The 25,172-nt window shown below is 36.2% G+C and carries 27 protein-coding genes; 14 read left to right on the top strand and 13 right to left on the bottom strand.

From position 1 onward, the window contains the following. The first annotated feature begins 26 nt into the window (after window positions 1-26). Together groES and groL are read left to right on the top strand one after the other, a co-directional pair. Complete coding sequence (gene groES / locus AC6EI2_RS05935; protein WP_011295315.1) at window positions 27-338, top strand: co-chaperone GroES; 312 nt, start codon at window positions 27-29, stop codon at window positions 336-338. A 61-nt stretch (window positions 339-399) separates the two neighbouring features. Then, on the top strand, window positions 400-2,031 hold the full coding sequence (gene groL, locus AC6EI2_RS05930; RefSeq protein ID WP_498461444.1) for a chaperonin GroEL: 1,632 nt from the start codon (window positions 400-402) through the stop codon (window positions 2,029-2,031). Between the two features lie 298 nt (window positions 2,032-2,329). Here the strand turns inward: groL and secG are convergent, their stop codons facing one another. Then, on the bottom strand, window positions 2,330-2,560 hold the full coding sequence (gene secG, locus AC6EI2_RS05925) for a preprotein translocase subunit SecG (RefSeq protein WP_498461443.1): 231 nt from the start codon (window positions 2,558-2,560) through the stop codon (window positions 2,330-2,332). 12 nt (window positions 2,561-2,572) lie between these two features. Then, window positions 2,573-4,198, bottom strand: a complete 1,626-nt coding sequence (gpmI, locus tag AC6EI2_RS05920; RefSeq protein ID WP_498461442.1) for a 2,3-bisphosphoglycerate-independent phosphoglycerate mutase — start codon at window positions 4,196-4,198, stop codon at window positions 2,573-2,575. A 161-nt stretch (window positions 4,199-4,359) separates the two neighbouring features. On the opposite strand from gpmI, the gene pyrR reads away from it, so the two are divergent. Further along, entirely contained in the window at window positions 4,360-4,911 is a 552-nt protein-coding gene (gene pyrR, locus AC6EI2_RS05915) for a bifunctional pyr operon transcriptional regulator/uracil phosphoribosyltransferase PyrR (RefSeq protein ID WP_498461441.1), read from the top strand. Window positions 4,912-4,938: 27 nt separating this feature from the next. Here pyrR and AC6EI2_RS05910 read toward each other — a convergent pair whose 3' ends face one another. Continuing rightward, window positions 4,939-6,564 carry an Hsp70 family protein gene (locus tag AC6EI2_RS05910; protein ID WP_498461440.1) on the bottom strand — a complete coding sequence of 542 codons (1,626 nt, stop codon included), beginning with the start codon at window positions 6,562-6,564 and terminating at the stop codon, window positions 4,939-4,941. Between the two features lie 145 nt (window positions 6,565-6,709). Between AC6EI2_RS05910 and AC6EI2_RS05905 the strand changes: the two genes are divergently transcribed. The 3 genes from AC6EI2_RS05905 to AC6EI2_RS05895 all read left to right on the top strand — a co-directional run bounded on the left by AC6EI2_RS05905 (window position 6,710) and on the right by AC6EI2_RS05895 (window position 7,891). Next, on the top strand, window positions 6,710-6,943 hold the full coding sequence (locus tag AC6EI2_RS05905; protein ID WP_498461439.1) for a DNA-directed RNA polymerase subunit omega: 234 nt from the start codon (window positions 6,710-6,712) through the stop codon (window positions 6,941-6,943). Then, complete coding sequence (locus AC6EI2_RS05900; RefSeq protein ID WP_498461438.1) at window positions 6,944-7,324, top strand: DUF1818 family protein; 381 nt, start codon at window positions 6,944-6,946, stop codon at window positions 7,322-7,324. It abuts the gene before it with no gap. A gap of 303 nt (window positions 7,325-7,627) precedes the next feature. Continuing rightward, window positions 7,628-7,891, top strand: coding sequence for a DUF2811 domain-containing protein (locus AC6EI2_RS05895; protein ID WP_498461437.1), 264 nt, complete (start codon window positions 7,628-7,630; stop codon window positions 7,889-7,891). Between the two features lies 1 nt (window position 7,892). Here the strand turns inward: AC6EI2_RS05895 and AC6EI2_RS05890 are convergent, their stop codons facing one another. Further along, the gene (locus AC6EI2_RS05890) at window positions 7,893-8,366 is read right to left on the bottom strand and encodes an EVE domain-containing protein (protein ID WP_498461436.1); all 474 of its coding nucleotides are present in this window, start codon (window positions 8,364-8,366) and stop codon (window positions 7,893-7,895) included. A gap of 392 nt (window positions 8,367-8,758) precedes the next feature. On the opposite strand from AC6EI2_RS05890, the gene AC6EI2_RS05885 reads away from it, so the two are divergent. The 6 genes from AC6EI2_RS05885 to AC6EI2_RS05860 all read left to right on the top strand — a co-directional run bounded on the left by AC6EI2_RS05885 (window position 8,759) and on the right by AC6EI2_RS05860 (window position 14,386). Beyond that, window positions 8,759-8,992 (top strand): DUF1651 domain-containing protein, encoded by a 234-nt coding sequence (locus AC6EI2_RS05885; RefSeq protein ID WP_498461435.1) that lies wholly within the window; start codon window positions 8,759-8,761, stop codon window positions 8,990-8,992. A 329-nt stretch (window positions 8,993-9,321) separates the two neighbouring features. Next, a complete protein-coding gene (locus tag AC6EI2_RS05880; RefSeq protein WP_498461434.1) occupies window positions 9,322-9,876 on the top strand; it encodes a hypothetical protein in 555 nt (184 codons plus the stop codon). 202 nt (window positions 9,877-10,078) lie between these two features. Next, a complete protein-coding gene (locus tag AC6EI2_RS05875; protein ID WP_498461433.1) occupies window positions 10,079-10,804 on the top strand; it encodes a DUF8644 domain-containing protein in 726 nt (241 codons plus the stop codon). Continuing rightward, entirely contained in the window at window positions 10,801-11,106 is a 306-nt protein-coding gene (locus AC6EI2_RS05870; RefSeq protein WP_498461432.1) for a hypothetical protein, read from the top strand. Before AC6EI2_RS05875 ends, AC6EI2_RS05870 begins: the two co-directional genes overlap by 4 nt. A 230-nt stretch (window positions 11,107-11,336) precedes the next feature. Beyond that, complete coding sequence (locus AC6EI2_RS05865) at window positions 11,337-12,896, top strand: tetratricopeptide repeat protein (RefSeq protein WP_498461431.1); 1,560 nt, start codon at window positions 11,337-11,339, stop codon at window positions 12,894-12,896. Between the two features lie 197 nt (window positions 12,897-13,093). Next, window positions 13,094-14,386, top strand: a complete 1,293-nt coding sequence (locus AC6EI2_RS05860) for a DUF723 domain-containing protein (protein WP_498461430.1) — start codon at window positions 13,094-13,096, stop codon at window positions 14,384-14,386. 40 nt (window positions 14,387-14,426) lie between these two features. Here the strand turns inward: AC6EI2_RS05860 and AC6EI2_RS05855 are convergent, their stop codons facing one another. From AC6EI2_RS05855 to AC6EI2_RS05845, 3 genes are all read right to left on the bottom strand, one after another. Further along, window positions 14,427-14,825, bottom strand: a complete 399-nt coding sequence (locus tag AC6EI2_RS05855; protein WP_498461429.1) for a hypothetical protein — start codon at window positions 14,823-14,825, stop codon at window positions 14,427-14,429. 81 nt (window positions 14,826-14,906) lie between these two features. Further along, window positions 14,907-15,155, bottom strand: a complete 249-nt coding sequence (locus AC6EI2_RS05850) for a hypothetical protein (protein ID WP_498461428.1) — start codon at window positions 15,153-15,155, stop codon at window positions 14,907-14,909. Beyond that, a complete protein-coding gene (locus AC6EI2_RS05845; protein WP_498461427.1) occupies window positions 15,156-15,791 on the bottom strand; it encodes a hypothetical protein in 636 nt (211 codons plus the stop codon). It lies immediately after the preceding gene. A gap of 608 nt (window positions 15,792-16,399) precedes the next feature. Between AC6EI2_RS05845 and AC6EI2_RS05840 the strand changes: the two genes are divergently transcribed. Beyond that, on the top strand, window positions 16,400-16,708 hold the full coding sequence (locus AC6EI2_RS05840; RefSeq protein ID WP_498461426.1) for a hypothetical protein: 309 nt from the start codon (window positions 16,400-16,402) through the stop codon (window positions 16,706-16,708). A 224-nt stretch (window positions 16,709-16,932) separates the two neighbouring features. Further along, a complete protein-coding gene (locus AC6EI2_RS05835; RefSeq protein ID WP_498461425.1) occupies window positions 16,933-17,136 on the top strand; it encodes a hypothetical protein in 204 nt (67 codons plus the stop codon). A gap of 30 nt (window positions 17,137-17,166) precedes the next feature. On the opposite strand, the gene AC6EI2_RS05830 is transcribed toward AC6EI2_RS05835, so the two are convergent. From AC6EI2_RS05830 to AC6EI2_RS05805, 6 genes are all read right to left on the bottom strand, one after another. Continuing rightward, the gene (locus AC6EI2_RS05830) at window positions 17,167-17,376 is read right to left on the bottom strand and encodes a hypothetical protein (protein ID WP_498461424.1); all 210 of its coding nucleotides are present in this window, start codon (window positions 17,374-17,376) and stop codon (window positions 17,167-17,169) included. A 3-nt stretch (window positions 17,377-17,379) separates the two neighbouring features. Further along, window positions 17,380-20,157 carry a DUF4214 domain-containing protein gene (locus tag AC6EI2_RS05825; protein WP_498461423.1) on the bottom strand — a complete coding sequence of 926 codons (2,778 nt, stop codon included), beginning with the start codon at window positions 20,155-20,157 and terminating at the stop codon, window positions 17,380-17,382. Window positions 20,158-20,397: 240 nt separating this feature from the next. Continuing rightward, entirely contained in the window at window positions 20,398-21,978 is a 1,581-nt protein-coding gene (locus AC6EI2_RS05820) for a site-specific integrase (protein ID WP_498463440.1), read from the bottom strand. Window positions 21,979-22,478: 500 nt separating this feature from the next. Beyond that, the gene (locus AC6EI2_RS05815; protein WP_498463439.1) at window positions 22,479-23,225 is read right to left on the bottom strand and encodes an amino acid ABC transporter ATP-binding protein; all 747 of its coding nucleotides are present in this window, start codon (window positions 23,223-23,225) and stop codon (window positions 22,479-22,481) included. A gap of 6 nt (window positions 23,226-23,231) precedes the next feature. Next, on the bottom strand, window positions 23,232-24,251 hold the full coding sequence (locus AC6EI2_RS05810) for an amino acid ABC transporter permease (RefSeq protein WP_498463438.1): 1,020 nt from the start codon (window positions 24,249-24,251) through the stop codon (window positions 23,232-23,234). A gap of 12 nt (window positions 24,252-24,263) precedes the next feature. Then, complete coding sequence (locus AC6EI2_RS05805; RefSeq protein WP_498463437.1) at window positions 24,264-25,163, bottom strand: ABC transporter permease subunit; 900 nt, start codon at window positions 25,161-25,163, stop codon at window positions 24,264-24,266. Window positions 25,164-25,172 lie beyond the last annotated feature (9 nt).

The raw sequence follows: 25,172 nt of genomic DNA, 5'->3' as shown, positions 1-25,172 counted from the left end.
TGTTTTTTTTGCTACTGCACTAATTTATGGCAGCTGTATCTCTCAGCGTCTCCACTGTCAAACCACTTGGAGACCGTGTATTTGTAAAAGTTTCTGAATCAGAAGAGAAAACTGCGGGGGGCATACTGCTTCCCGACACTGCTAAAGAGAAACCTCAAGTCGGTGAAGTTGCACAGGTTGGTCCTGGAAAACGTAACGAGGACGGTTCACGTCAATCTCCAGAAGTAAGTGTTGGAGACAAGGTTCTCTACAGTAAGTACGCAGGTACTGATATCAAGCTTGGCAGCGATGAATACGTACTTCTTTCTGAGAAAGATATTCTTGCTGTCGTCAATTAGATCTCAGCTTTTGCTGAACTCAAAACCCAAAACTTTTCGAAATTAAAGGAAATTGCCTCTTATGGCTAAGCGCATTATTTACAACGAGCAAGCCCGCCGAGCACTCGAGCGTGGTATTGACATTTTGGCTGAATCAGTCGCCGTCACTTTGGGACCTAAAGGTCGGAATGTTGTCCTCGAGAAAAAGTTTGGTGCACCTCAAATAATTAATGATGGTGTAACAATCGCAAAAGAAATAGAGCTCGAAGATCACATAGAAAACACAGGTGTTGCTCTAATTCGTCAAGCTGCTTCAAAAACCAATGATGCGGCTGGAGATGGCACCACTACTGCAACTGTTCTTGCCCATGCAATGGTTAAAGCTGGTTTGAAAAATGTTGCAGCAGGAGCTAATGCAATCACTTTGAAAAAAGGAATTGATAAGGCAACCGAATTTTTGGTTGAAAAAATCAAAGATCATTCCAAGCCCATTAGTGACAGCAATGCAATTGCCCAATGCGGCACCATAGCTGCGGGTAATGATGAAGAAGTTGGAAAGATGATTGCTGATGCAATGGATAAAGTTGGCAAAGAAGGTGTTATTTCCCTAGAAGAAGGCAAGTCAATGACCACTGAATTAGAGGTCACTGAAGGAATGCGTTTTGATAAGGGATATATCTCCCCTTACTTTGCAACTGACACTGAAAGAATGGAAGCAGTGTTGGATGAACCTTACATACTTTTAACCGACAAAAAAATTGGTTTAGTTCAAGATCTTGTTCCTGTATTAGAGCAAGTTGCAAAAACTGGTAAGCCCCTCCTAATAATTGCTGAAGATATTGAAAAAGAAGCTTTAGCTACATTGGTTGTTAACAGACTTAGAGGAGTCTTAAACGTTGCAGCTGTTAAAGCTCCTGGTTTTGGAGATCGCAGAAAAGCGATGCTTGAAGATATGGCTGTCCTGACAAATGGCCAACTTATAACAGAGGATGCAGGTTTAAAACTTGAAAATGCCACTCTTGATATGCTTGGTACTTCAAGGCGGGTAACAATCAATAAGGACACATCCACAATTGTTGCTGAAGGTAATGAAGTAGCTGTTAATGCTAGATGTGAACAAATCAAAAAGCAGATGGATGAGACCGACTCAACCTATGATAAAGAAAAGCTTCAAGAAAGATTAGCTAAACTCTCTGGTGGAGTTGCTGTAGTGAAGGTTGGTGCTGCGACCGAAACTGAGATGAAAGACAAAAAGCTTCGTTTAGAGGATGCCATTAACGCCACTAAAGCTGCAGTTGAAGAAGGAATTGTTCCTGGTGGTGGAACAACACTCGCTCATCTGGCTCCTGCCTTGGGTGATTGGTCTTCCTCCAATCTATCTGGGGAAGAATTAATTGGAGCAAATATTGTTGAAGCGGCTCTTACTTCTCCATTAATGCGTATAGCTGAGAATGCTGGGGCTAATGGAGCAGTTGTTGCAGAAAACGTTAAATCAAAACCAGTCAATGATGGCTACAATGCTGCAACAGGTGAATATGTAGATATGCTTTCTGCTGGAATTGTTGATCCAGCAAAGGTAACCCGCTCGGGTTTGCAAAATGCTGCCTCAATAGCAGGAATGGTTCTCACTACTGAGTGCATCGTGGCTGATTTACCTGAGAAAAAAGAGGCTTCCCCAGCAGGTGGTGGTATGGGTGGTGATTTTGATTATTGATTAACTTTTAATCAAAAGAAACTTTAATTTCAATGAGGGTCAGGGCTTATACCTTGTCCCTTTTTTGTTGTTTATCAGAAAATGGTTTTGGAAAATGTAAGAACATACCTTGAGCAAAAAATTAGAAAAGGTTTTGATTATTTTGCCTGGTTAGTATTGGGATATTTTATTAATTTCTCTTGTTTTTTTTAAACAAATATTTTCTAGAAACGTTTGACAGTAATAATATAGTTCTTTTGAAGTCTATTCAATAATAATATTTAGAAGGCTAAAAAATATGAAAGAGTAAGACTGGACTTTATTTTAACCAACCTGCGCTAAGAATAACTGCGAGGGCTAAAAATAAGATAAGGCATGTCCATGTCGCTCTATTTAATGTAGATTCTGCGCTACTGGCACTTGTGAACATAGAACTTCCGCTAGATGCAAGGCCACCCATCCCATCGCCTTTTGGGCTATGAAGAAGAACTAATAGTATAAGAAAAACCCCTAAAATTGCCCAAGTCCAAGATAAAAGTGGAATGATCATTTTTGTTTTTAATTATGCAGGTTGAGGAATAAGATTTGTTTTTTTAGGTAAGTTAATCGGCTCAATAAGTGTTGTGCCAGTCATTGCTTTTGGTTTTGGTAAATTTAGTAAGTGTAAAAGAGTAGGAGCCAAGTCAGATAATCCTCCTCCAGATTCTCTGAGTTTTATATCATTCCCGTATCCACTCAATTTACGTTTTTCACCTTCAACAAGTATTACAGGGACAGGATTTGTTGTGTGGGCGGTCCATGGTTGGCCATCTGGGCCAACCATAACCTCAGAATTACCATGATCAGCTGTTATCAAAATAGATCCTCCTAGCTTCCCTATTGAATTTAATAATCTTCCAAGGCAGCTATCCACTTTTTCATTGGCTTTTATTGCAGCTGAAATTATTCCAGAATGTCCAACCATATCTGGATTAGCAAAATTAATTACCACTAAAGAGTAAATTCCACTTTCAATTGCTTTGATGCAACTTTCGGTCAGCTCATCAGCTGACATCTCAGGCTGAAGATCGTATGTTGCAACTCTTGGAGAGGGCACAAGGTGTCTTACCTCTCCTTTTAATGGTTTCTCAATTCCTCCATTTAAAAAATATGTTACGTGTGGATATTTTTCAGTTTCAGCTGTTCGATATTGATTTAAACCATTATCAGAAACTACTTGTCCTAATAAATCATTTAATGGCTCAGGTGGAAAAGCAACTGAGACGGGAAGACCTGATTCGTATTGTGTAAAGGTGAGGACGTCAATATCTATTTTTCTCTTTCTTTTAAATCCGTCAAAATCTTTTAACTTAATCGCCTTTACTAATTGCCTAGCTCTATCAGGGCGAAAATTAAAAAAAACTACTCCATCCCCATCTTTTAAGAAAGAGGAAGATAACCTAATTGGTTCAATAAATTCATCAGTAATTCCTTCTTCATAGCTTTTATTTAAACTTTCTTCTGCTGAAAGATCGCTAATTATGAAGCCTGGATCTGTCAGTAATTCATAGGCTTTTAATGTTCTTTCCCATCGATTATCTCGATCCATAGCCCAATATCTGCCGCATATAGATGCAATCTCGCCCACTCCCGTTGATTTGATTTTGCTTTCTATTGTTTTAATGTATTTAGAGGCACTCTTTGCAGAGGTATCTCTTCCATCCGTGAATAAGTGCAATGAGAGGTTTTCTAGCCCCTTTTTGGCGGCCCATTCAATTAAGCCGCATAAATGAGTGATGTGACTGTGAACTCCTCCATCAGAACAAAGTCCCATGATATGGAGAGTGCCTTTTTTCTTTTTTAAATTTTTAGAAAAATCATTAAGAGCAGGATTTTCAATTAATTTATTTTCTTTGACTGTATTGGATATTCGAACCAATTCTTGTTGAATTATTCTTCCTGCTCCAATAGTTAGATGTCCAACTTCAGAGTTGCCCATTTGCTCATCTGGTAGCCCAACATCCCCACCACTGGCTTCTATAAGAGTATGAGGATAAGCATGCCATAAGGCATCAAAAACTGGCGTTGAGGCCTGTTTTACTGCATTATTTTCAATTTCTTCTCTATGCCCCCAACCGTCAAGTATCGCCAGCACGACTGGTGCTACTTTATCTTTGTTCATTGAAACAGCGGTGTTTCTGCTTGGCATTCAAAGAAATTTGTTTCTTTTGATGGTTTTCTTTCGTATTAAATTACTTCCTAATAGGTAAACAGGCTAATTCTTTGATGTTTGGTTAGCTTTTCCCTATTAGATTAAAAAAGTCTTTAAGTTATTCCTAAGAAAAAATAAAATTTTTAGGACTTTAAAATATGCCAGATAAAGCCATAAAAAAAGAGAAAGAAATCCTTTCAGAAAAAGAACTTGATAGAACCATCAAAAGATTGGCTTCTCAAATTTTGGAAAAGATCCCAAGTATTAGTTCATTATTGCTAGTTGGAATTCCAACTAGAGGTGTGCATTTGTCTAGATTGTTAGCAAAATATTTAGAGGAATTATCTGGTCAGCCAGTCGAAAATGGATGTTTAGACCCTACTTTTCATAGAGATGATCTTCCCAGAGTTGGGACTCGAATAGCTCAAGTGACAGATTTACCCTCCTCTGTTGATAATAGAGAGGTCGTTTTAATAGATGATGTGATTTATACCGGTAGAACTATCAAAGCTGCATTAGAAGCTCTTCATTTATGGGGCCGAGCAACAAGAGTTACGCTTCTTGCGATGGTTGATAGAGGCCATAGAGAAGTGCCTATTCAACCAGATTTTTGTGGACGTGTGGTTCCCACTAGTAAAGATGAGACTATTGAACTCAGATTAAGAGAGGTTGACGGAGAGGCAGGTATTTTTTTATGTAAAAAACTTTAAATGATTAATATTAAAAATATAAGATATTTATCTGATTTCCCCAAGATTTTGACTTGTGATTTTATTGTTATTTCGTAAATCAATCCCTTCAACTTCAAGTTGACAATTTTCATTAATATTAAAATTTAATTTAATACAATCTTGATCGATTTCTCCTGGAGGATCTAACGGAATGGAAATGATACTATTATTGATCTTTTTGATTTCCTCATTAGATTCTATAGTTTTTAAAGTTGGTAATCCATTAATATAAACAATCTCATTTGATCCTTCTTCTTGAGGTTCTCCAATTATTAAATCTATGCTTAATTGATCATTTACACTTGCAGATAAAATTATTTCTAAAGGTTTAATTGTTGGCCATGTTTGACCTGCTAAGAAAAGAGGGTGCCATATGTGCTTTTCATTTTTTTTGTTCCAGCATCTTAAACTTACCCCTTTATTTAGTACATCTTTTACTTGAACACCTGGCGTTAGATTTAAGGCTCCCAAAGCAATTGCCTCAATAGGTGGAGGAGTCAAAAAAGGGATCGAATTACAGATATTACTTAAATGGTTTTTAATTAAAGGTATTCGAGACCCTCCTCCGACTAAGACAACACTATCAAGATCTTTTAATTCAAATGAATTGCGTCTTGCGATATTAATTGTTTGATTGAAAAGCTTTTCAATACTTTTTAAGAGCCCTTTTTCTATAAGTAATTCTTCAAGTCCTTTTTTAGAAAGTCTTAAAATCTTTTCCTCGTTATCATTATTTTTTACTTGTTTAGTGATAGTAAATGTCTCTTTTATATTGATATTACTTAATTCACATTTCAGCTCCTCGGCCCTTCTCAAGATTGAGTTAGTTGGTTTCTCTTCTGGTAACAAATGATTAGATATCCATCTATCTATATCTTTGCCACCTAACCGAAGCCCTGATTTCCCAAGAACTTTTGCGGTTCGAAGAATTTGTGTGCTTTTTCCTTCTAAATTATTTCCATCAAATCTGACAAGTTGAGCAATGGGAGAGGCTTGTCCCTCTCCACCCTCTAAAGCAACAATTGACATGTCAATTGTGCTCCCTCCAAAATCTAAAACAAGTAATGTGGATCCAGGTTCAAGTCCAGCTCCCATTGCAGCAGCGGTAGGTTCATCAACTAAGGCGATTTCTTTTACTTCTAAGGAATTACATACATTGATTAACCAAGTTCTATATTCTCGATATGTATCTACGGGAGCAGTTAATACTAGTCTTTTGATTTTGACCTTCTCCGAGACTTTTCTCCAAATATTATGAATTAAAACCTCTCCTGCTTTCTCTGGGGAGATTTTTGAATCATATATATCCTCAATTTCTTGAGATCCTATCCATCTTTTAAAGTCTTGACTTAAGTTATTTTCTTTTTCATTAATTAAATTTGAATTGATAACTTCTTGACCAATTAAATAGGAATCTTCTTTTTCTGATAATTTCCAAATTAAGCTCGGTATTTCTCCTGGAGCTCGACTAATGGGGGGCAAATCTAGCATTTCAGGAGGTTCTCCATTTTCTTTTTGAAAAACAACTACCGTTGTTGAACTCCCTAAATCGATGGCTAATGTTCCAAAATTATTTGTATTGATTTCAGTTGGAAGGATGTTTTCGAATTGATTGATTATATTTTTTTCCATCTTTACTAAGTGAATTTTTAATAGGAGCAGAAAAATCTATAAATAGCAAGTGAGTCTAGAAGAATTAACACAGGGTTATTATTTGGCTAAAAATATAGAAATGAGCGATTCTCCTCTAGAATAAGTCAAAATTAAAGTTTTAAGTGTGATTAAGTCAGGTTCAGGTGTTAATTCAAAGGATTTAGCAAAAAGAGGGGAGAGTCTCATAAGACAATCCACTAACCGCTACCTCACTACTGTTCGGATTGCTTTTAGAGCAAAGCAAAGAAGATTTGATGATTTCGATGGCCTTTTAGAAGAATCAACGGTTAAGCCAGTACAAAGAGCCATAATTGAATTAAGTGATGAACAAGATCAGCCTGATCTATTACCTGGTTAGGTGATTAAAAAAGAAGGTCCGGGTTGGAGAATAATTAGAGACTCTTCGAGAGATAACTTTTCTACGCTTATAGGAGGAGAAAATTGGGCTATAGAGTTGAATAAATTTGAGTGGGAAAATCTAGTTAAGCTAGTAATAGATTTGTCTGATCAATACAAATCAGTGAGAGAACAATTAATGGGCGACGAGGATATCACTTTGGAATTAGAGCGTAGCCCTTGGTTGGCAATTTTAAAAGGTGATCAAAATGGATGGAACCTTAGATTGATCTTGAGTGCTAATGGTCTATTAAGTCGAGGAGCAGAAGTCTATTGGCCCAGAAATGTGACAACTTACGTTACTAATGCAATGAGAATAATGTGGGATTCAGACTATTTGTGAGAGAACTTAACTAAAAGTTTTTCAATTTTTCCCCAAATCCAAATGGATTTAACTCACATTTTTTCCACAGGATTGATCCCATTAACTTGGTTCCAACTAATTGCTGTGGAAAAAGACTGAGTTTGATTCCTTGGATTTGATTGTTAAATAAGACTAATAACTATGATAACTAATACTTATTATTCCTTGCGGAAAGTAGTTGAGTGCTTGATCTGAGGATGAGACGGCTCGAGAAAGCGTTTAGTCGTCTTTGATTTTGATAGTAGTTTGATTGTGGATTTAATACTATCAAAAGCCTCTTAAATGAAAGATATTGATTTTATGGAAGAAACCAGCTTGATCCAGAGTTCTGAGAGTTTGGAATCTGAGGATACGATTAGTTTTCAAACAAAAATACCCAAGCAGATTCAACAAGCGATGAAAGTTTATATTGAGAAACATCCAAATTGGGATCAATACAGGCTTTTACAAGCAGCGCTTGCAGGATTCTTAATCCAAAATGGTATCAGTTCTAGATTGATAACTCGTCTTTATATCGGAAATATGTTTGGGTCTCATTCTTTTTAAATTAATTTTTCTGGAGTTTTTCGAGAAGTTTTAAAGCGATATCTTTTTCTATGGGCATTATTGATAGCCTATTGCCTTTGCGGACTAAAGTTAGTTCTTCAGACGTGTAATCTTCTGATAGCTCCTTTAAAGTAATCATATTTTTAAATTCACAGATATATTTTGTCTTGACACAATCCCAACGAGGGCTTTCTCTCTTTGATTTTTTGTCAAAGTATTTTGAACTTTCATCAAACTGAAATGGGTCGATTAAATTGGTTTCAGTGATTTCCATTAAACCAACTATTCCAGGAGGTTTAGTATTTGAATGATAAAAAAAAGCTTGATCACCAATTTCCATTGACCTCATAAAGTTTCTAGCTTGATAATTTCGTATTCCATCCCAGAGGGTTTCTCCTTCCTTTTGCAAATCTTTAATGCTGTAAGCATCTGGCTCACTTTTCATTAGCCAGTAGTTGATTTCTTTCTTTGACATTGATCTTGGGAAAAATGTAGGGTTTGAATAAAGTTTGAATAAACTTGACTCTAGTCGCTCACTAGATTTCTTGATTAAGGCAAGTCTAACTCAGTTCATACAGATCGCCCGTGACTTATTTGAACAATGTTCACGATGAAAATAGGGTCAGGTTGGGAAGGAATCACACCCTCTTTTGCCTCTCTAAATTGGTCCAAAGCTGTGTCTAATAACGTGCATAACTGCTATGTCCACAGTTACGCAAGCTCTTAAAATCATAGCTATAGCCTTGCCAAGCTAGTCATTGTCTTGCTTATTGAGTCGTTGAACCTCTATCTGGACACGGATTGGACACTGAACTGGGCGCAAAAGCGCCAATAGTAATACAATTGTACTAATAATCAACCCTAGGGATGAAGCGTGACGGATGGCTTAAGGAGCCGAGTGGAGTTTGGATATTGAGGTTTAGATATGATTGGTCGAGCTGGGATCAGAATCCAAAGGTCATTGTCGACAAAGGTAGGCTTGAACGTAATGGTATACCTCTACTTAAGAGTCGTAAGAGGATGCGTAGAAATCTAGCGATTCAGTTATGGAAGAACCTTTTGGCTAATGGCTGGCGAAGAATCAAACCTCAATGGGAATAGCCACAGGGAAAAAGGAATGAAATACTTTAAAAAAAACAACCCATAACACCCCATATGGGGGTGCTTTGTGTCCTGCTTTATACGTTAATAGGCTTCAGAAATTTATATTATTTTTTTATAGATTATGAAAAGCGATTAAAGGGGTCAACCCTAGACAGGGATTGATTTCTGTTTATTTAGCTCCTTATTTTACAGGTAACAACGCCTAGGCGTTAGTGCGCGGTATACTGTTGTCTACAAGTATTTTCCCTTATTTTCTTTATATTTGTTTTTCTAAATCGTAGAAAAGTGGTGTATGTTATTTGTTAAATCGAACTTCGCTGAAAGCCATGAAGAATGGAACCACCTATGAAAGACATAAAACGAATAGTGCTGCTTATAAAGATTTTAAAGACGACTTAAAGTTTGAGACGATAGATCCTCCTGTAGATGAGTTGATAGATATTGATTCGTTTAGAAGAAAATTAGAAGATGGCAATACTCATCAAATGCTTCTGACAATTTTCTATCAGAATCGCCATATCATTAAAAATCAACTGGAAGATAAGAAATACCGTGACGACAAAGAGCAACTAAGAGTTTATTTTCTTAGGCATAAGATAGAAAACTGGTTAATGGTGGGCTACACAAACACCCTTGAAAGAAGATTGAAAGAGCATGAAAGAAAGGGGTGGGAATACCTTGGCGATCAAGTTGGAACTCAACAAGGCTTAGAAAAACCACTGTTAGATTCCATTCGTGAGGCTGGCTTTTCTTCGATTCCTACTTCAAATGAAGTTTTTAAAATAACTGCACCTTTGATTAACTTCTTAATTGCCAAGAAATGCAATGGTATTACAGAAGACTTGCTCCAAAAAGATACCCAGACTTCTTTAATCCTCTAGTGATACGCACCTTCCTTAAGTCCATAGGAGGACGGCTAAGAAGGCATTTCAGATTCTCCTGGGAAGACTTGTTGACCGAATTAATTGATAACTTCATTAAGTATTAGTCAGCAGATAACTTAATTATTTCAATATGCAAACATTGAGAGCTCATCCGCTTATAACCTAAGTAAGTTACAAGTCTTAGATCCGTTATTCGAGAATGCCATCCTCAGTTAAGTCAAGTCCGGCGAAGCCCGAACCTCCTGGAAAGAATCGGAATATTGATGAAAATCTCATCTTCGGAAAAGATCAGCACAGCAGGTTGTTCAGGGTTTTTTCTCGCCAATTTTCACAGCCTGAATTAATTCTGCTATCTAAAGAAGTTTGCAAAGTGCCAGCCCTTCACAGTTCTCAAATTTCTGGGCTCCAAAAAAATACACTTAAAGAACCATCTCCAAAACTTTTTCTCATTATTGGTGAACTAAACTTAGCAATGGCAAGAAGTCAAGGGATAAAAGTTTTGCCAAAAGGTCCTAAATGTCCATCTAATCTCAAGCACTTGTGGGAGGGGAAGCTGCTTCTTCGAAATCTAGATGGATCACCAATGGGTCCAGTTGATGTCTTTAAAGTTTTCTCTGGATTGGTAGATATGAAGTTAAATTCAAGAAATATTCCTTCAGAAATTGAGAAGTCTGTCTCTAAAAGTTTAGGTAAATATCTCAGATTGAAACTATCCTCTGCAGGGATTGATTGGTTTGATGAAATGGATTCTCTCAAGAAAAAATGTCCAATAATTGAAGATTTAGTCTTAGGTAAAACGGTTAGTGGTGATTCGATCGTGCCGCAATTGACTGCTCTTTCAGAACTTTGCAACGTCACAGAAGACGAAATATGGGATTCAAATGTTGCTTCAATTGTTGCTACTCAATTAGGTAGAATCTCATGAATAACTTTAAATCGGAAGTCGAGGCAATCATTAATCAAAGAAGAAAAACTTCTAATAAACCTAATCAACAAAAAAGTCGATCTAAGAAGATACCTAGTGAATTACGTTCACATTGGAACAGCAAAAAGCGTCAACGGACCTTAAGCCTCAGTGACGATGGATGGGAGGTCTTGAGTGATTTATCAAGTAATTTGTCTGATAAAGGTCAATGGAATCGTTCCGAAACAATTGAGATAATGGCTCGTTATTTTCACCGAAACAATATTGATCTAATTAAGGCTCGAGAAGAAGAACTTTCATAGCCAAAACAAGAGTATTGATCGAATATCAATTGACATGAACAACCTCCCCTTTTATGTCTTAAGCCGAGTAATCCTTTTCTGTGTTGTTGGCGTGGTTATTAGGCAGATGCTGGTTGTCTCTGGGATTCTTTGAATCTTTTCAAGGTTTGTAGAAAACTAGACAATCTAGTGTCATCTAGAAATATTCATTCAAAATGGTCATCAGGATAGAGATAAGACTTGTCATTCTCATGCGAAGGATCGTACTCGCACCGCTAATACTTGCTCTCTCTTCGCCCGTAATGGCTGAGAACTTTGCTAGTACACAATTAAAAGAATGGCAGAATGTACCAAAAAATAATATTGCCTTTGGTTTGTTTTGGAATAGAGCTGAAGACCTTTTGAAAAGTGGAAAGGACAAATTTGCTGAAGAAGATTATCAAGGTGCAATAGATGACTACACAAAAGCAATTGAAATTAATCAAAAATATGTTGATGCTTATTTATATAGAGCTGTTGCAAAGTCTGATATATCTGATCATTATGGAGCCATCTCGGATGCAACAAAAGCAATTGAATTAAATCCAGATTCGGAGGAAGGTTATTTTATTCTAGGTTACGTAAAAAAAGATTTAAAAGATTATAAATCCTCTATTTCTGACTTAACAAAAGCCATTGAACTTAAATCCGATTATGCAGAGGCATATGCTGCTCGAGCATGGTCAAGAAATAAATTAAAAGACTATAATGGAGCTATAGATGATTATACAAAAGTTATTGAAATTGATCCGAATTATAAGCGTGTCTATTACTATCGAGGAGGAGCGAAATTTGCACTAGATAATTATCAAGGGGCTATAAATGATTTCACAGAAGCTATTGAAATAAATCCAAATTATAGTAAAGCCTACTTTTATAGAGGCTATTCAAAATCTAAGCTTAAAAATCACCGAGGTGCGATTTATGACTACACAAAAGCTTTAGAAATTGATCCATATTATAATCTTGTCTATACTCACAGAGCATCTGCTAAGTACGATGTAAATGATTACTATGGAGCAATTGATGATTATACAAAAGCTATTGAAATAAATCCAAATTCAAAATCTTTGTATCTGAACAGAGGTAATTCAAAATATTTTTTAAAAAATTACACTGGATCAATTAATGACTATACAAAAGCTATTGAATTTGATTCGAACTATTCGTTAGGATATTTAAATCTAGGTTTAGCAAAAAGATATTCTGGCCAGTACTCAGAAAAGTCTGCCTGTATGGATTTTAAAAGAGCTGGTGAACTAGGAAATTCAAGCGGAAGAGAACAATATAAATCAACTTATTGCAGTAATGCATTCAAAGAGACAGCCATTAATACTGACAAAAAACCTTCCCGATCTCTTAATACAGTTAGGTCATCAACCTCTTCTCATGAAGCATGCCTTGAAAAGGCAAGAGCCTCTTCTGGGTCAAATCATTTTCATGATATTTACACCAAATGTAAAGGGAGAACTTACAACTCTGGTTCTCAAATAAAAAACAAAAGAGTTACAACTACCACTAGGAAGAAAGGTAATGGATTCTTAAGAAAGCTAGTTCGTGGTCTTGCAGGTGCAGGCGGTAATAATCAATCTTATCCAGGTCCTGCTCAAAATCAATTTCAACGACAGACTCAGAGAAATTTAAATAATCAATATGAATACAATCAAAGACAGCGTGAACAATACAAACAGCAATATATACCAAATTATAAACCTCATCCTCAACAAAATTACAGACCATATAGATCTCCAGGACTTTATAGTCCATATTAATTCAGAATTTTGAAATGCTTTTTTCTAAAGCCATTCAAGAAGCTATCTAGACGTAGACGTCTTAATATCAAACGTGTCATCTTCTTTCCATTAATCGTCTATGCAGCCTATGTATTTATTGATAGCTTTCTGCCATTGTTTATGGTTGGGTTTGTAATTTGGTTGTTGTATAGCTGGACTGGGAAGAGGAGATATTAGTGCCTAAAAAAAAACAACTGAACAGAAGATATACAACTGAGGAATGGATTTGTATAGCAGAAGAGAGATGGGGAGGTAAATATGATTACAGCAAAGTTGAATATCAAACCAAAGATGAGGAAGTCATAATTGGTTGTCCAGTTCATGGATTTATTCCGATAAAACCATCAACCCATACATGTAAAAAAATATCCAATACAGGTTGTCCTAAGTGTGGAAAAGACAAGATGAGGAGGCACACTTTAGAGTTAAATAAAGCAAAAAGAAAAACTCAAAAACAAGTTATTAGACAATTCAAAGAGAAACATGGAGAGAGGTATGATTATTCAAAAGTCAGATATAAGGGTGCTCATAAAAAAGTTGCTGTGATATGTAAAGTCGAAGGTCATAATGAAGAGCGTAACGGAGAATTTGACATTATCCCGAATAGTCATATTGAGGGATATGGCTGTCCTGATTGTTTTAAGGTCAGCATTACCGAAGATCTGACTGGATGGCAGCCTCCTGGCAGCAAATTAACGGTTCTTGAGCTGATTTTAAATAAGAAAAAGTATGGCATTAAAGATACTGATGCTCATTGGCGGGTGCAATGTGCATGTGGTAGAGAACCCCATATAGTTGGCGCTCAGGAATTAAAGGAAAAAGTTAAGGCATGTAATGTATGTGCTCAAAGAGATAGATCACTCAGAAAAAATAAGAAGTTCTGGGAAAAAATTAAAGATAAGAAATTTGGATTACTGACGATAAAAAGAGATTGGGGTACCAATAAATATCAGCAAAGAATGGTTCTATGTGAATGTGATTGTGGAAGGACTCACGTAACACAATCTCAGCTGCTAATGGCAGGTCATACTTCAAGTTGTGGATGTATGCCTAAAGGACAAGATAATTATTTATCATTTTTAAAAAATGATACGTATGCAAATGAAGGCTGCCATTTTTACATTGCTGAAATTGATGATGATTTTATAAAACCTGGAATTACTAATGACTTGAATGCAAGGAAATTGAGTGGCGAGTATAAGTCTTATTTATTTACTTCACCTCTTTTTGCTAGATGTGAAGCGTGGGTTATAGAGCAAATGATTTTGTTTGAAACTATGAATGCCTATGTGGATAATATTCCTGAACAATACAGTTCTCGTAATGGAGTATCTGAGTATAGATATAGACAAAAAAATGATATAAGTTCTTATTTGACTAAATATCATAATTTAATCGAAAGGCTTTCAGAAGTTGGATGGGACCAGTTATATACAGAAAGATTTTCTCCTAAAGGAGAACCATTTTAACCTTTTCTGTTATCTGCTTTTAAAATATGTCTACTTTAAGTTAGCTATTTATTTGAAATATTTTATCTTTAATGGTGATTTCTTTTGGACTGAAGCTATTAATAGTCCCTTCTTCTTTGAAGGAGCATTGTTTGATTGAATCTTTAACTGCTTGTTGATTTCCATTGTTTGATGAGTTTGTTTTGTGAAATATAAAGTTGATGTATTCTCTACAACTTTGTGTCAGCCTATCTTTGCTGACAATCTCAATACCTAAAGCATTTTGAATCTTTAGCATAAATGGGATAGAGACCGAATCCCTTCCTTTAACAAGCTCTAAGAAGGTTGAGTTATTCATCCCTAGCTTGTGGTTGATTAGGTCTCCTTCCTCAAGTTGTTGGTTGTAAGAAGTAATTAGATTTTGTCTTTCCTCTTCACTAATTCTTATTCGTGTAGACACCTTGATCGCTAGCGGAAAGGGTCTGTATGACGTACTCATAATGTTTAATTTGTTTTCGTTGTTTTCATTAATGTCAGGCGTTTACTTAGCCATGTATTCAATTGGTCTGTAGTTTGAATGCTTGTTGTCAATCACTCTGTCTTCCATCATCACTGCTACTTCGTTAGCAATGTCTTTGCACTTAATTAAGACAGCTTCTCTTACAAATGAAGAGATGTCTGGATAGCCTGCATAGTTCATGAGTGAGATCATTGAGTTGTATGCACCGTTGTCTAAACGTGCGTTTACTGTGTAGCTGTTGTGCTTTGGTCTTTGAGAAGTAGTTACCATTTAGTTAGTTGTTTTGGTTGGTGTAAGTAGATTTAATTGTTGAAGTCTTTTGTTTTTATCTCGCTCTTCCATTTTTTGTATTAGTAACAGCCTAAGTTTTGATTCAAATTCAGAGATATCTAAACTTTTCTCAGTTTCTAGTCTCTGGTTATTCATTGCTAATAGATCATCATCATTTGGAATGGATAGAGTCTCTTCTTGTGGTTCTACTGTCTTTGAAGCCTTGATGTATTCTTTCAAGTTTCTCAACGAAACTTTCTCATTACTCATATGTAATTGAGATGCCTTATCTAAACCAGCCTTACTAAGTAGATAGCATTTCTCAGTCCCATGAGAGTCAAACCAATCAAGGAAATCATCCTGCCAGCCTAGTTTTTTGTAGTCAGCTTTAAATTTATCTATCTGATTTAACTTGCTTAAATAACCTTTGCTTATTCCTATCTCTTCTATAAACGGCTCAGCAAATGCTATCGCTGTTTTGTTAGCTGAAGTCTTCCAGTCTCTATATGTTTCTACAATACTTTTTCTACAGTTATCATATTGTTCGAGGTACGGATTAAGTCTGTTATTTAAATCTTTAAGTTGTTCTTGTGCTTGATAGTTTAATTCGTTAGTTGGTTCAATTGATAGATTCATCGTTTCATTAATTATTCATTGATGTCTGTATAGGAGATATAAGTATCTACTGTAGATATGGATATCATCTATACCGACTTGTTAGAGAGGTTGGGTTAGTGATAGTTAGAGATGTTGTCTTAGTAATCAACCTTCGCTATCTCGGCTCCGCCTCGATTAGCTCAGAGTTAGATAGTCGCTTCGCTCCTATAGAAACACTGGGGTTTGGAGGTCTTCCTGTATATATAACTGACCTCTTCTCCCTGTATATGTAACTGACCGCAAGACTTCAGTCAGAGACTATGGATTTGTTGTCTCCCTTGTATAGGTCCGCCCGTGTTTCTCCCTGTATACGTGACGCACCCCAAAGAAGCGTGTCATAGAAAGAGGTCTTAGGTCTTCCCCTGTATAGTAAGGGGTACCCTTTCTCCCCTTGTATAAGGGTAGACTTGAAATTCTTCAGTCACATAAAGAGGTCTTGTTGCCTCCCTGTATATGTGACGACTCGCTCTTCCCTGTATAGATGACGACTTGCTCTCCCTGTATACGTAACACAATAAAATTTCCCTCTCCTCTGTATATATGACTGACCAAAAAACATTAGTATTTGATTAGTCAGCTTTTTAGTCATGGGAAAGGCTTATTTCGTTGCTGCTAAGAATGAGTACGAGAGACTATTCCTTGAAACTTGTGTCGATAGGAAAATAGTCAGTAGCTTCTCTCCTGTTGGTGATATCAGCTTGGATAACAGACTGGATCATGCATCGAAAGTTTCAGAGATCACATATTACGTAAATGCAATTGCAAGCCAAATCTATAGCCGAGAAGAGTGGCGTGAGTTCAGGGAGAAAATTAAAGATCTAGCCTTTAAATACAAGCCAGATCTTGAGGACTTCGATGAATACGAAAGCTCAAAGAGGATAAATTATCCTTACTAAAAAGCGGCTCCTACTGCCTGTATACATGACTGACCGCCAACCTTCCACGATAAATCGCTCCTAGGGCGCTTGTAAGATTGTGTGACTACATCTACCTAAAGTTGCCTAAGGTCTCTTGTAGGCGATTTTGCATGGAGTAGATACGTGATCCAGTTGTTTGGTTATTTCGTTGCTCAGTCCGTTCTCTGCAGGACTAGCCACAAAGTATTTAAACACTTAGAACCATGAACACCACATGCCTTTTGGTATGGGTGGTAGTCCTACTGCTCGTGCCTTTTATTGTCTTTGCTCGTTTTTGCGAGTCAGAGAAAGAGACTGTCTATCGACTAAGGAAAGATGGAAGATCCTATAAGTGGATTGCTGAAAGATTAGGTCTTTCTGTTTATAGAGTTAAGAAGAATATGACACTTACTCCTCAAATAAGTTGATGATATGAAAGGAATAGTCTCAAGGCAAGATTATTGATCTAGTGACTGTTGCTTTTTCTTCTTCTTCAACTGCTCTTCTAAAAGCTTTTTTTCTCTTTCTTGCTTCGGTGTCAAAGGTATCTCGCTATCGCCTAGATCTAATTCAAAGATTCCTCCTGCACCAAAGTGATTGGTGTCTGATTGTGATGGGGTGGGGAAGATGAGTGTGGCGGTTAGGGCTAGTAGTAAGAGTTTGTTCATTGGTTAAGCAAACCCAGTCATTTCAGTGAAGAGAGCTTTGTTTTCAGCTGATTCAGCAAACCCTAATAGTACTTCATATCTTGTTTCTGCTCCGCTATCTAACTGTCCTAACCAATAGTTTAAGCCTCCTGTATCAGCATCTCTCCCTAGGACATTTTTATAGAGAGTATTCACATAGGTGGAATCAGACACGTTATCTCCATATCGCTCAGCAAATTCAGCTGAACCTAGAAATGATGATGCAACGACTCTGATGGAGTTTGCTCCAGAACTGAACTGATTAATCCAATACTCCAATCCATCAGCATCAGGTAATCGCTTAAACGATGCGTTATATAAACGGAACATACGTCCTGAGTCTGTATTTAAACCCGTGACTTGATCAAATGTTCCTTTGATATCAACGATGGCACTAACGTCTCTAAAGGAACTTGTTATTGCTTCCCCTGTAAAGGTCAATAGTGGAAGACCTGTGATGTCGTCATAACCAGAGTCTGTTTTTATTTGATAGACACCATTACCTTTGTTGTAGAACTTGTAATCACTAAAGTTGCCGCTATAGGTTTTAACAATATCGACTTTTGATTCTTCTACGGTTTGATCTGCAAACTGAATGTATTCAATATTGGAAAGTGTATCTGTCCCATCATTTGTTCCTGTCCGTTGATCAGCTACTTGAATAGAGCTTGCAGTTCTATTAAAGGAATAATCAGAAAAATTACCTGTGTAGATAGAAGTATCGGAACCTGCTCCGCCATCAATCACATCATCTCCTTTTCCACCTGTAATTTTATCTGCACCTCCTAAAGCATTAATCTCATCTTCTCCTGAGCTACCAGTAATGGTGTCGGATGAATTTGTAATTGTATTGCTAGTCTCTTCAAGATCATTGACTCCTAAAAATCTCCATAAAGGACCAGTGCTGAGACCTGAATTATCAATCGCCTCAAACTGGATGGTATATAGAAATTTTGTTTCAAAATCAGGAGAATGATTAATTATCATTTTGTTTCCGACAATTGAAAAGTATTGGTTGTCAGGTCCATATTCAGGACTAGAAACGAATTGAAAAGTATGAGTATCTAATGCATCCTCATCAACCCCAGTAAGTGTTGCTATTACACTTCCGGCTTTAATATTTTCGTCAAAAGTAACGCTTGACATATTCCAATTTGTCGGCGCATCATTTTGATCTATGACTGATAAGTTAAAATCTTTTTCAAATGTATTATCCTGATTGTCGGTAGTTCTGAGACTGACTTTATAAGTCGACTTAGTTTCATAATTTGGTGATTCTTTAATTTTTAACTTGTTATTTGAAATTAGGAAATATTGATTGTCATTGTTTGTATTCTCATCTGTGAGTGTATAGGTATGCGTGTCTGAAGTATTTGAATCTTCCGTTGTCAATGTTGCTACTGTTGAATTAGCGGAAATATTTTCATTAAATGAACTTACTGAAAGGAAAATATCAGTTGGCTTTGAATTAAGTGAATTGATGTAAGAAGTATATGTATCTAACCCTTTATATTTCCAATCTGAATTTGATCCTTTAGTTCTGTAATCATTTTCTTCAAGAGTTACTCTTCTAATCCTTCCATTCGCAATATCCTCTGTAAGATATATTTTATAATCGTTCTCTATCTGTTGTTCGATAACCGAAAGTGGAGTTCCGTTAATTATTCCATTAGCTACTATATTAGGATCAGTAAATACAATAGATTCAATATCATCTGAGATCGTTAAATGTATCGTTGAAGAGCTATATTCAGGGTAAGAATCTAGGGGATCAATTATAAAAGTTAATACTGTTTCTCCTGAATTGTTGCGACTAAAACTGGGTTGATTTATTCCAATTTTCCCACTAATTAGCAAACTGTCTGTTCCAAGTCCTCCTGATATATATCCATATGCATTTGGTACAAATTGAGAGCTTATAGTGATAGTATCATCTCCATTTTGTCCATATATATAATCAGTTCTATTTTTAGGTTGGCCAATAATGGATTCTATTACATCATTTCCATTTCCTGCATATATATTAAAGCCCGATTTATTAGAATATGTATTCTCTAAATTTTGTACTTTTATATTATCAATTCCTGAGGTTCCATAATAATTATAGTTAGTACTTTTTATCGAATTACTTAATTGATTTCCATGAAAAAAGCTATATGTATTTAAACCTTTTGAATACCAATCAGAAGCATTTCCAGATGTTCTTGCTTGTACTTCGTCCCAAGTAACATGATTTAAATTACCGTTAGATCCAAAGTTGAGGTTTTTTGCTAGATCTTCTGTTAAATAATACCTATCTTCATTATTTTCATTTTTTAAAGTTATATATTCAATATCTTCACTTACATAAATTCTTACATAGTCTCCTGCATAGTAATTAAGGTACCACCAGTTTCCACCTGGGTTTAAGTTATCTTGTTTAAAGCTAAGGCTGTAATCAACATTAATATTACCTAGAATTTGTAGATAATCTTGACCTGATCCACCATAAATACCTAGTGTCGATCTTCCTGAATCACGAGAGGCGGTTACGAAGTGATCATTGCCATCCATCCCATACAAAGTATCCCATCTATTCCAATTCTCGTTACCTATGAATGAGGCTTTTAGAATATCGTCTCCTCCGTATCCCCAGACGTAATACTGTTGATATCCCATCGCCCAGCCATACGTAACCGTCCATCCATTTGAAGTTCCGCCTGCATACCAATAAGTATCTACTTCATCTCTTCCATTTGTCCCTTCAATCCTGTATGTACTCATCCGCTTCCAGTTACTATCAACAAAGCCTTTTGACAATTGTACTAGCTAATCTAGTTTTCTAGCAATATTCTCTAATTTGTTACTAGCCTGACCTAATCCACCTCAAACTTTCCTCTGCTGGCTTAATCTTCCTCCCTTTACCAAGAATCTCTGTGGACTCATCTGCTCTGTAATGGAAGTAATGCTCTTGGATATATTTCATGCTTGTGTCGGTGTGTCGAGTTAAGAAAGATCTGAGATTTACTCCTCAAATAAGTTGATGATTTGAGGGACATTCTTTCTCTTCCCGTAGTCAATATCTGTCAGTTCTTTTGCTCTTTCTCTAATATCCATTCTTTCGTACGTATCCATTAGTGTTTTCACGCTATGACCTGAGACTCTTGCAAGCAGAAATATATCTGTGCCTTTGAGTAAGTGGTCTTCAATAAAAGTTGATCTCATGCTGTAAAGGGTGTACTTACGATCAGAGAATTTATGTCCCTTTAACTTCCCTTCAAGCATTAATCCATCAACAATCTTTCTCCAAGCTTGTCTAATTCTGGCTTGGCTTGGTTGCTTCATTTCGTTATGAACCTGAGCAAAGACATAGTCATCTCCACGGATTACATACCCTGATGTCTTCAAGAATTTCATCCATCTTCTGAACTCAGTTCCAAGGTTGCATGGGATCTCTCTAGGCTGGGATGTTTTCTTTCTGATGGTTGAGATGTAAGCGATTAATCGTTCCTCTCTTCCTATGTGGCTAGGGTCAGCAATCCAATCTCCAGACTTCGGATCGTGGAGAGAAGGGATAACTTCAATACCCTCTTGCTCTAGGTCATATATCTCTTGCTCTGCCTTGGACTGGCTATATCTTCCAACATCTCTAATCTCCACATTCTTCCATTTAAGTTTGCAAATCTCTTCGGGTGACATGCCTGTTTTCTTCGCAACTAATATCCAATGCCAGAACATTTCTCTAAACCAGATACTCTTTTTCTCAGACTTTCTTTGTGTACGAATGTTCTTATGAAATTGATTGCTCGTCGTCATTAGAGTTGGCTCGTAAGCCTGTTTCCTCCACACATCCCTTGTGTAATCAAGGATGACTTTCCAGTCGTCTGGATTGATAGCAGGGTTAGCATCTTTATCTATTTGCCTTACTTCAATACGGGGTAAGAACTGACCATCAAGCCATAGATGAGCTGGAATATATTTGAATCTAACTAGGTAGCTTTTAATCCATTCACCTATGACGGCTAGCTCTCTGTGGATGACGATTCTTCTTTTAGTTTTCTGGAACCTAAATTCGATATATTCGTCAAATGTACCTGTTGAGATCTGAGAGGTGAAGAATATTTTCTTGTACTTGAGATAGCTTTTGAGATGTAGAGCTGCATGGTACTTAGCTAAGTAACTGTTCCCTTCAAAGGTTCCAGCATCAACTCGTTTTTTCTGTCCAGCTAACCAATCATCTAAGGCTTTCTCTGTCGTCATCTTTGGGTTCTCTTTCTTTCTCTCTTCTCTGGCTAATCTTTCTTTCCTACTGATTAACTTCTCTTCACGTTGAACCAATGTGAGGGTTTCAGTTGGAATCTTTTCTTGAGGTATCGCGTCTCTTGATTTGTGATGAGGTTCATTTTCTCTTAGAGCAATCATGGCTTCCATTGCCATATCTTCAGCTTGCTCAATATTTCCTGCACCTTCTAGTTTCTTGTTTCTATATCTTTTAGTTCCTTCGATCTTCTCCCTATAGAACCATTGACCAACGGCATTACCATTCGCATAAGTCAGAACAACGCCACGTCCTCCTAATACCTTCTTTTTCTCTTTAATCTTCAACTAAAAGTTTGAATAAAGTTTGAATAGATTATAGCAAATCCGTCAAACTATAGTCTGCTGCTTAAGTTTAACTCTTCATTAGCCAATAGTTGATTTTCTTTGCTGCCATGGGATCTCAGCGAAAAAGCAGTGTGTGGAAAGGGTGTTGACTGATTTATTCTATTCCGCTTGCTTCTCTTCCAGCATTACCTAACTTTTGAATCTAATAAAACTTATCGCTAGACATAGACTTGTCAATTTCTGAAGAGTCAGTCTTACCAGAGTCTTCCAGACCAATCAAATTATCTTTATTACATTTATTTGCTTGTTAATTATACGTAAGTATAAAATCTACTTCTTATAGATGTTTAATTCTAATGGTCTATTTTTATTTCTACTTTAATCAAAAAAATAATTATTTATAATTTCTTTTCAAGTGAAAATTTCCCAGACGTTGAATCCTTTACTCTATAACTCTTTGCTTAGATCTTCCTTTTCGTTTTATTATGATTTGGCAATTGCTAATGTTTATCAAGTTGATTTAGAAATTTTCTACTTCTCTCGTGTCTTGCACTAGAAAAGAAAATATTTGGAGGAGATGTTTCTATAACTTTACCTGAATCCATAAATAAAACTTGATCACTTACGTCTTTAGCAAAACCAATTTCATGTGTTACTACAACCATTGTCATTCCTTGATCAGCAAGTCTTCTCATCGCATCGAGCACCTCATTGATTCTTTCTGGATCTAGAGCGCTAGTGGGTTCATCAAATAGAAGTAACTCCGGCTTTAATGCTAACGCTCTAGCTATGGCTACTCGTTGCTGTTCTCCTCCGCTAAGTTGACTTGGGTATTTTTTTGCATGTGATTCTATTCCCATTTGATTTAAGAGATACATGCCATATTCTTCCGCTTCAATTTGACGACGTTTTTGAACATTTATTGGAGCAAGAGTGATATTTTCAAGAATTGACAGATGAGGGAATAAATTGAATTGTTGAAAAACCATTCCTACTCTTCTTCTTATTTTTTGGATTTTCTTTTCATCATGAATGGAATTAATTGTTATTCCTAAAACATTCAGTTCTCCTGTGTCAAAAGTTTCAAGACCATTAAAGGTTCGAATCAGAGTACTTTTTCCTGAGCCAGAGGGACCCATTACCACTAGGACTTTCCCTTGATTTACTGTCAGAGAAACATTATCAAGAGCTCGTAATCCTTTTGTGTAAGACTTAGTGAGATTCTTTGCAACAACAATAGGTTCCATGAATTATCAAAAATTAGCTTGATTAATGGTCATTCTTTGTTCAAGATGTTTTGCTAGAACAGCCATGATTGTACAAACCATCCAATAGACACATGCTAGCCAAACATAAACTTCAATATATTGACCAATAAATTCTGGATTAGCCAGGATACTCCTTCCTACACCAAGTAACTCTACTAATCCTAAAATAGCCATTAAAGATGTATTTTGAAAAAGTCCGATGGATTGGTTAGTCAAAGCAGGTAATGCAATACGTAAGGCTTGAGGTATCAATATCAATTGGATGATTTGGAATTGATTAAGGCCAAGACTATTAGCTGCTTCTATTTGGGTGTTAGGTATTGACTGCAATCCGCCACGAATATCTTCTGCTATGTAGGCAGAGACAAAAAGAGTGAATGCAAAGATAGCTCTCCATACACGATCAACTTCTATTTCTACTGGAAGAAATAAAGGTATTAATAGTTGACCAAAGAAAAGTACAGCAATAAGAGGTACTGCTCTCATTACATCTATATAGAATGAACTTAGCTTCTGAATTAATGGTAATGAACTTTGACGACAAAGTGCTAAGACTATTCCCAATGGTAATGACAACAAAGAACTACAGGCAGTTAGTAGAATAGTTAGAGTTAAGCCTCCCCAATGTCTACTCATGATAGGTGACAATCCAAGTCCCCCATAAAGTAAATAAAGACCAAGGGGTATAGTGCCTACCCATGCTATCAAAAGATTTTTGCGTAGCCATTTCCACCCAGGGCCAAAAATTGTAATGATACTGAGTGAAAAGAGAATAATAATCCAAGTTGCAGGCCTCCATCGTTCATTCGTTGGGAAGCTACCAAATGCAAACAAAGGAAGATTCGATGTAACAACTGCCCAATTAGCTTTAAATATAAGCCATCTAAACGTATTTAGACAAACTAAACTAATTATCAATATGAAGATTAGACTAATAATGCTATTGGATAAACTTGAAAACAAAGTTTTTCTTAGTCTTTGGAATAGATTTATAATTAAAGTCATATTTAGTATCAATTAGTTATGTTTTCTAGAGTTGATAATTATCCTATTGATAATTTCCATGCTATTACTTATTAATAGATTTAATACTAAGAAACTAGTAAGCAATATAAGGAAGCATTCGATTGCTCTTCCAGTTTGATTAATAATAGTATCATTTATTGCATAAATATCTGAGTAACCAACTGCTATCGCTAAAGTGCTATTCTTTGCAAGATTAAGATATTGACTTGTTAATCCTGGAATGATTGCTGGTAAGGCTTGTGGAATTATGATGCTGATAAGACCTTTTCTTTCAGAGATTCCTAAGCTTCTATAAGCTTCCCATTGCCCCCTTGGAACAGAAAGTATTCCTCCACGAATCACTTCTGCTATATACGCACTTGTGAATATACTTAGACCAAGTAATAACGCTGAAAACTCTGAAGATAGGTTGAACCCTGATAACTGTATTCCTTGATTTGAAATTATAAATATATCTTTTATCTGGATTAATACATTATCTTTTAAGCCTAAAAAACCAACAAAATACCAAAACATAAGTTGAAGTAAAAGAGGGGTTTGGCGAATAATTGTAATGTACCCAGCTGAAAAAAGCCCTAGTAATGAGTTTTTACCAGTTCTTGCAAAGCCTACAAGTATTCCCAATAAAGTAGCTAATAATAATGATGAGACTATTACTTTTAGGCTATTGAGCCAACCTATAAATAATGCCCAAGCATAGCTATCTGAAGAGGTATAAGGTAAGGGGTGTTCCGCTAAAGCAAAACTCGCTGGTTTAAAAAGCCAGCTAAAGTTAAAACCAAGACCTGTTCTTATTAGATTTATTGTCAAATTATTAATTAGTATCCCAATCAAACCAAAAAAGATAATAGTTGTCCCTAATTGAAAAAATATTTTTTGATTTATTTTCATTCCAGTGAC

Source organism: Prochlorococcus sp. MIT2302, from assembly GCF_059772385.1.
The sequence above is the reverse complement of the archived record's forward strand: the minus strand, read 5'-3'. Positions and strand labels throughout refer to the sequence as shown.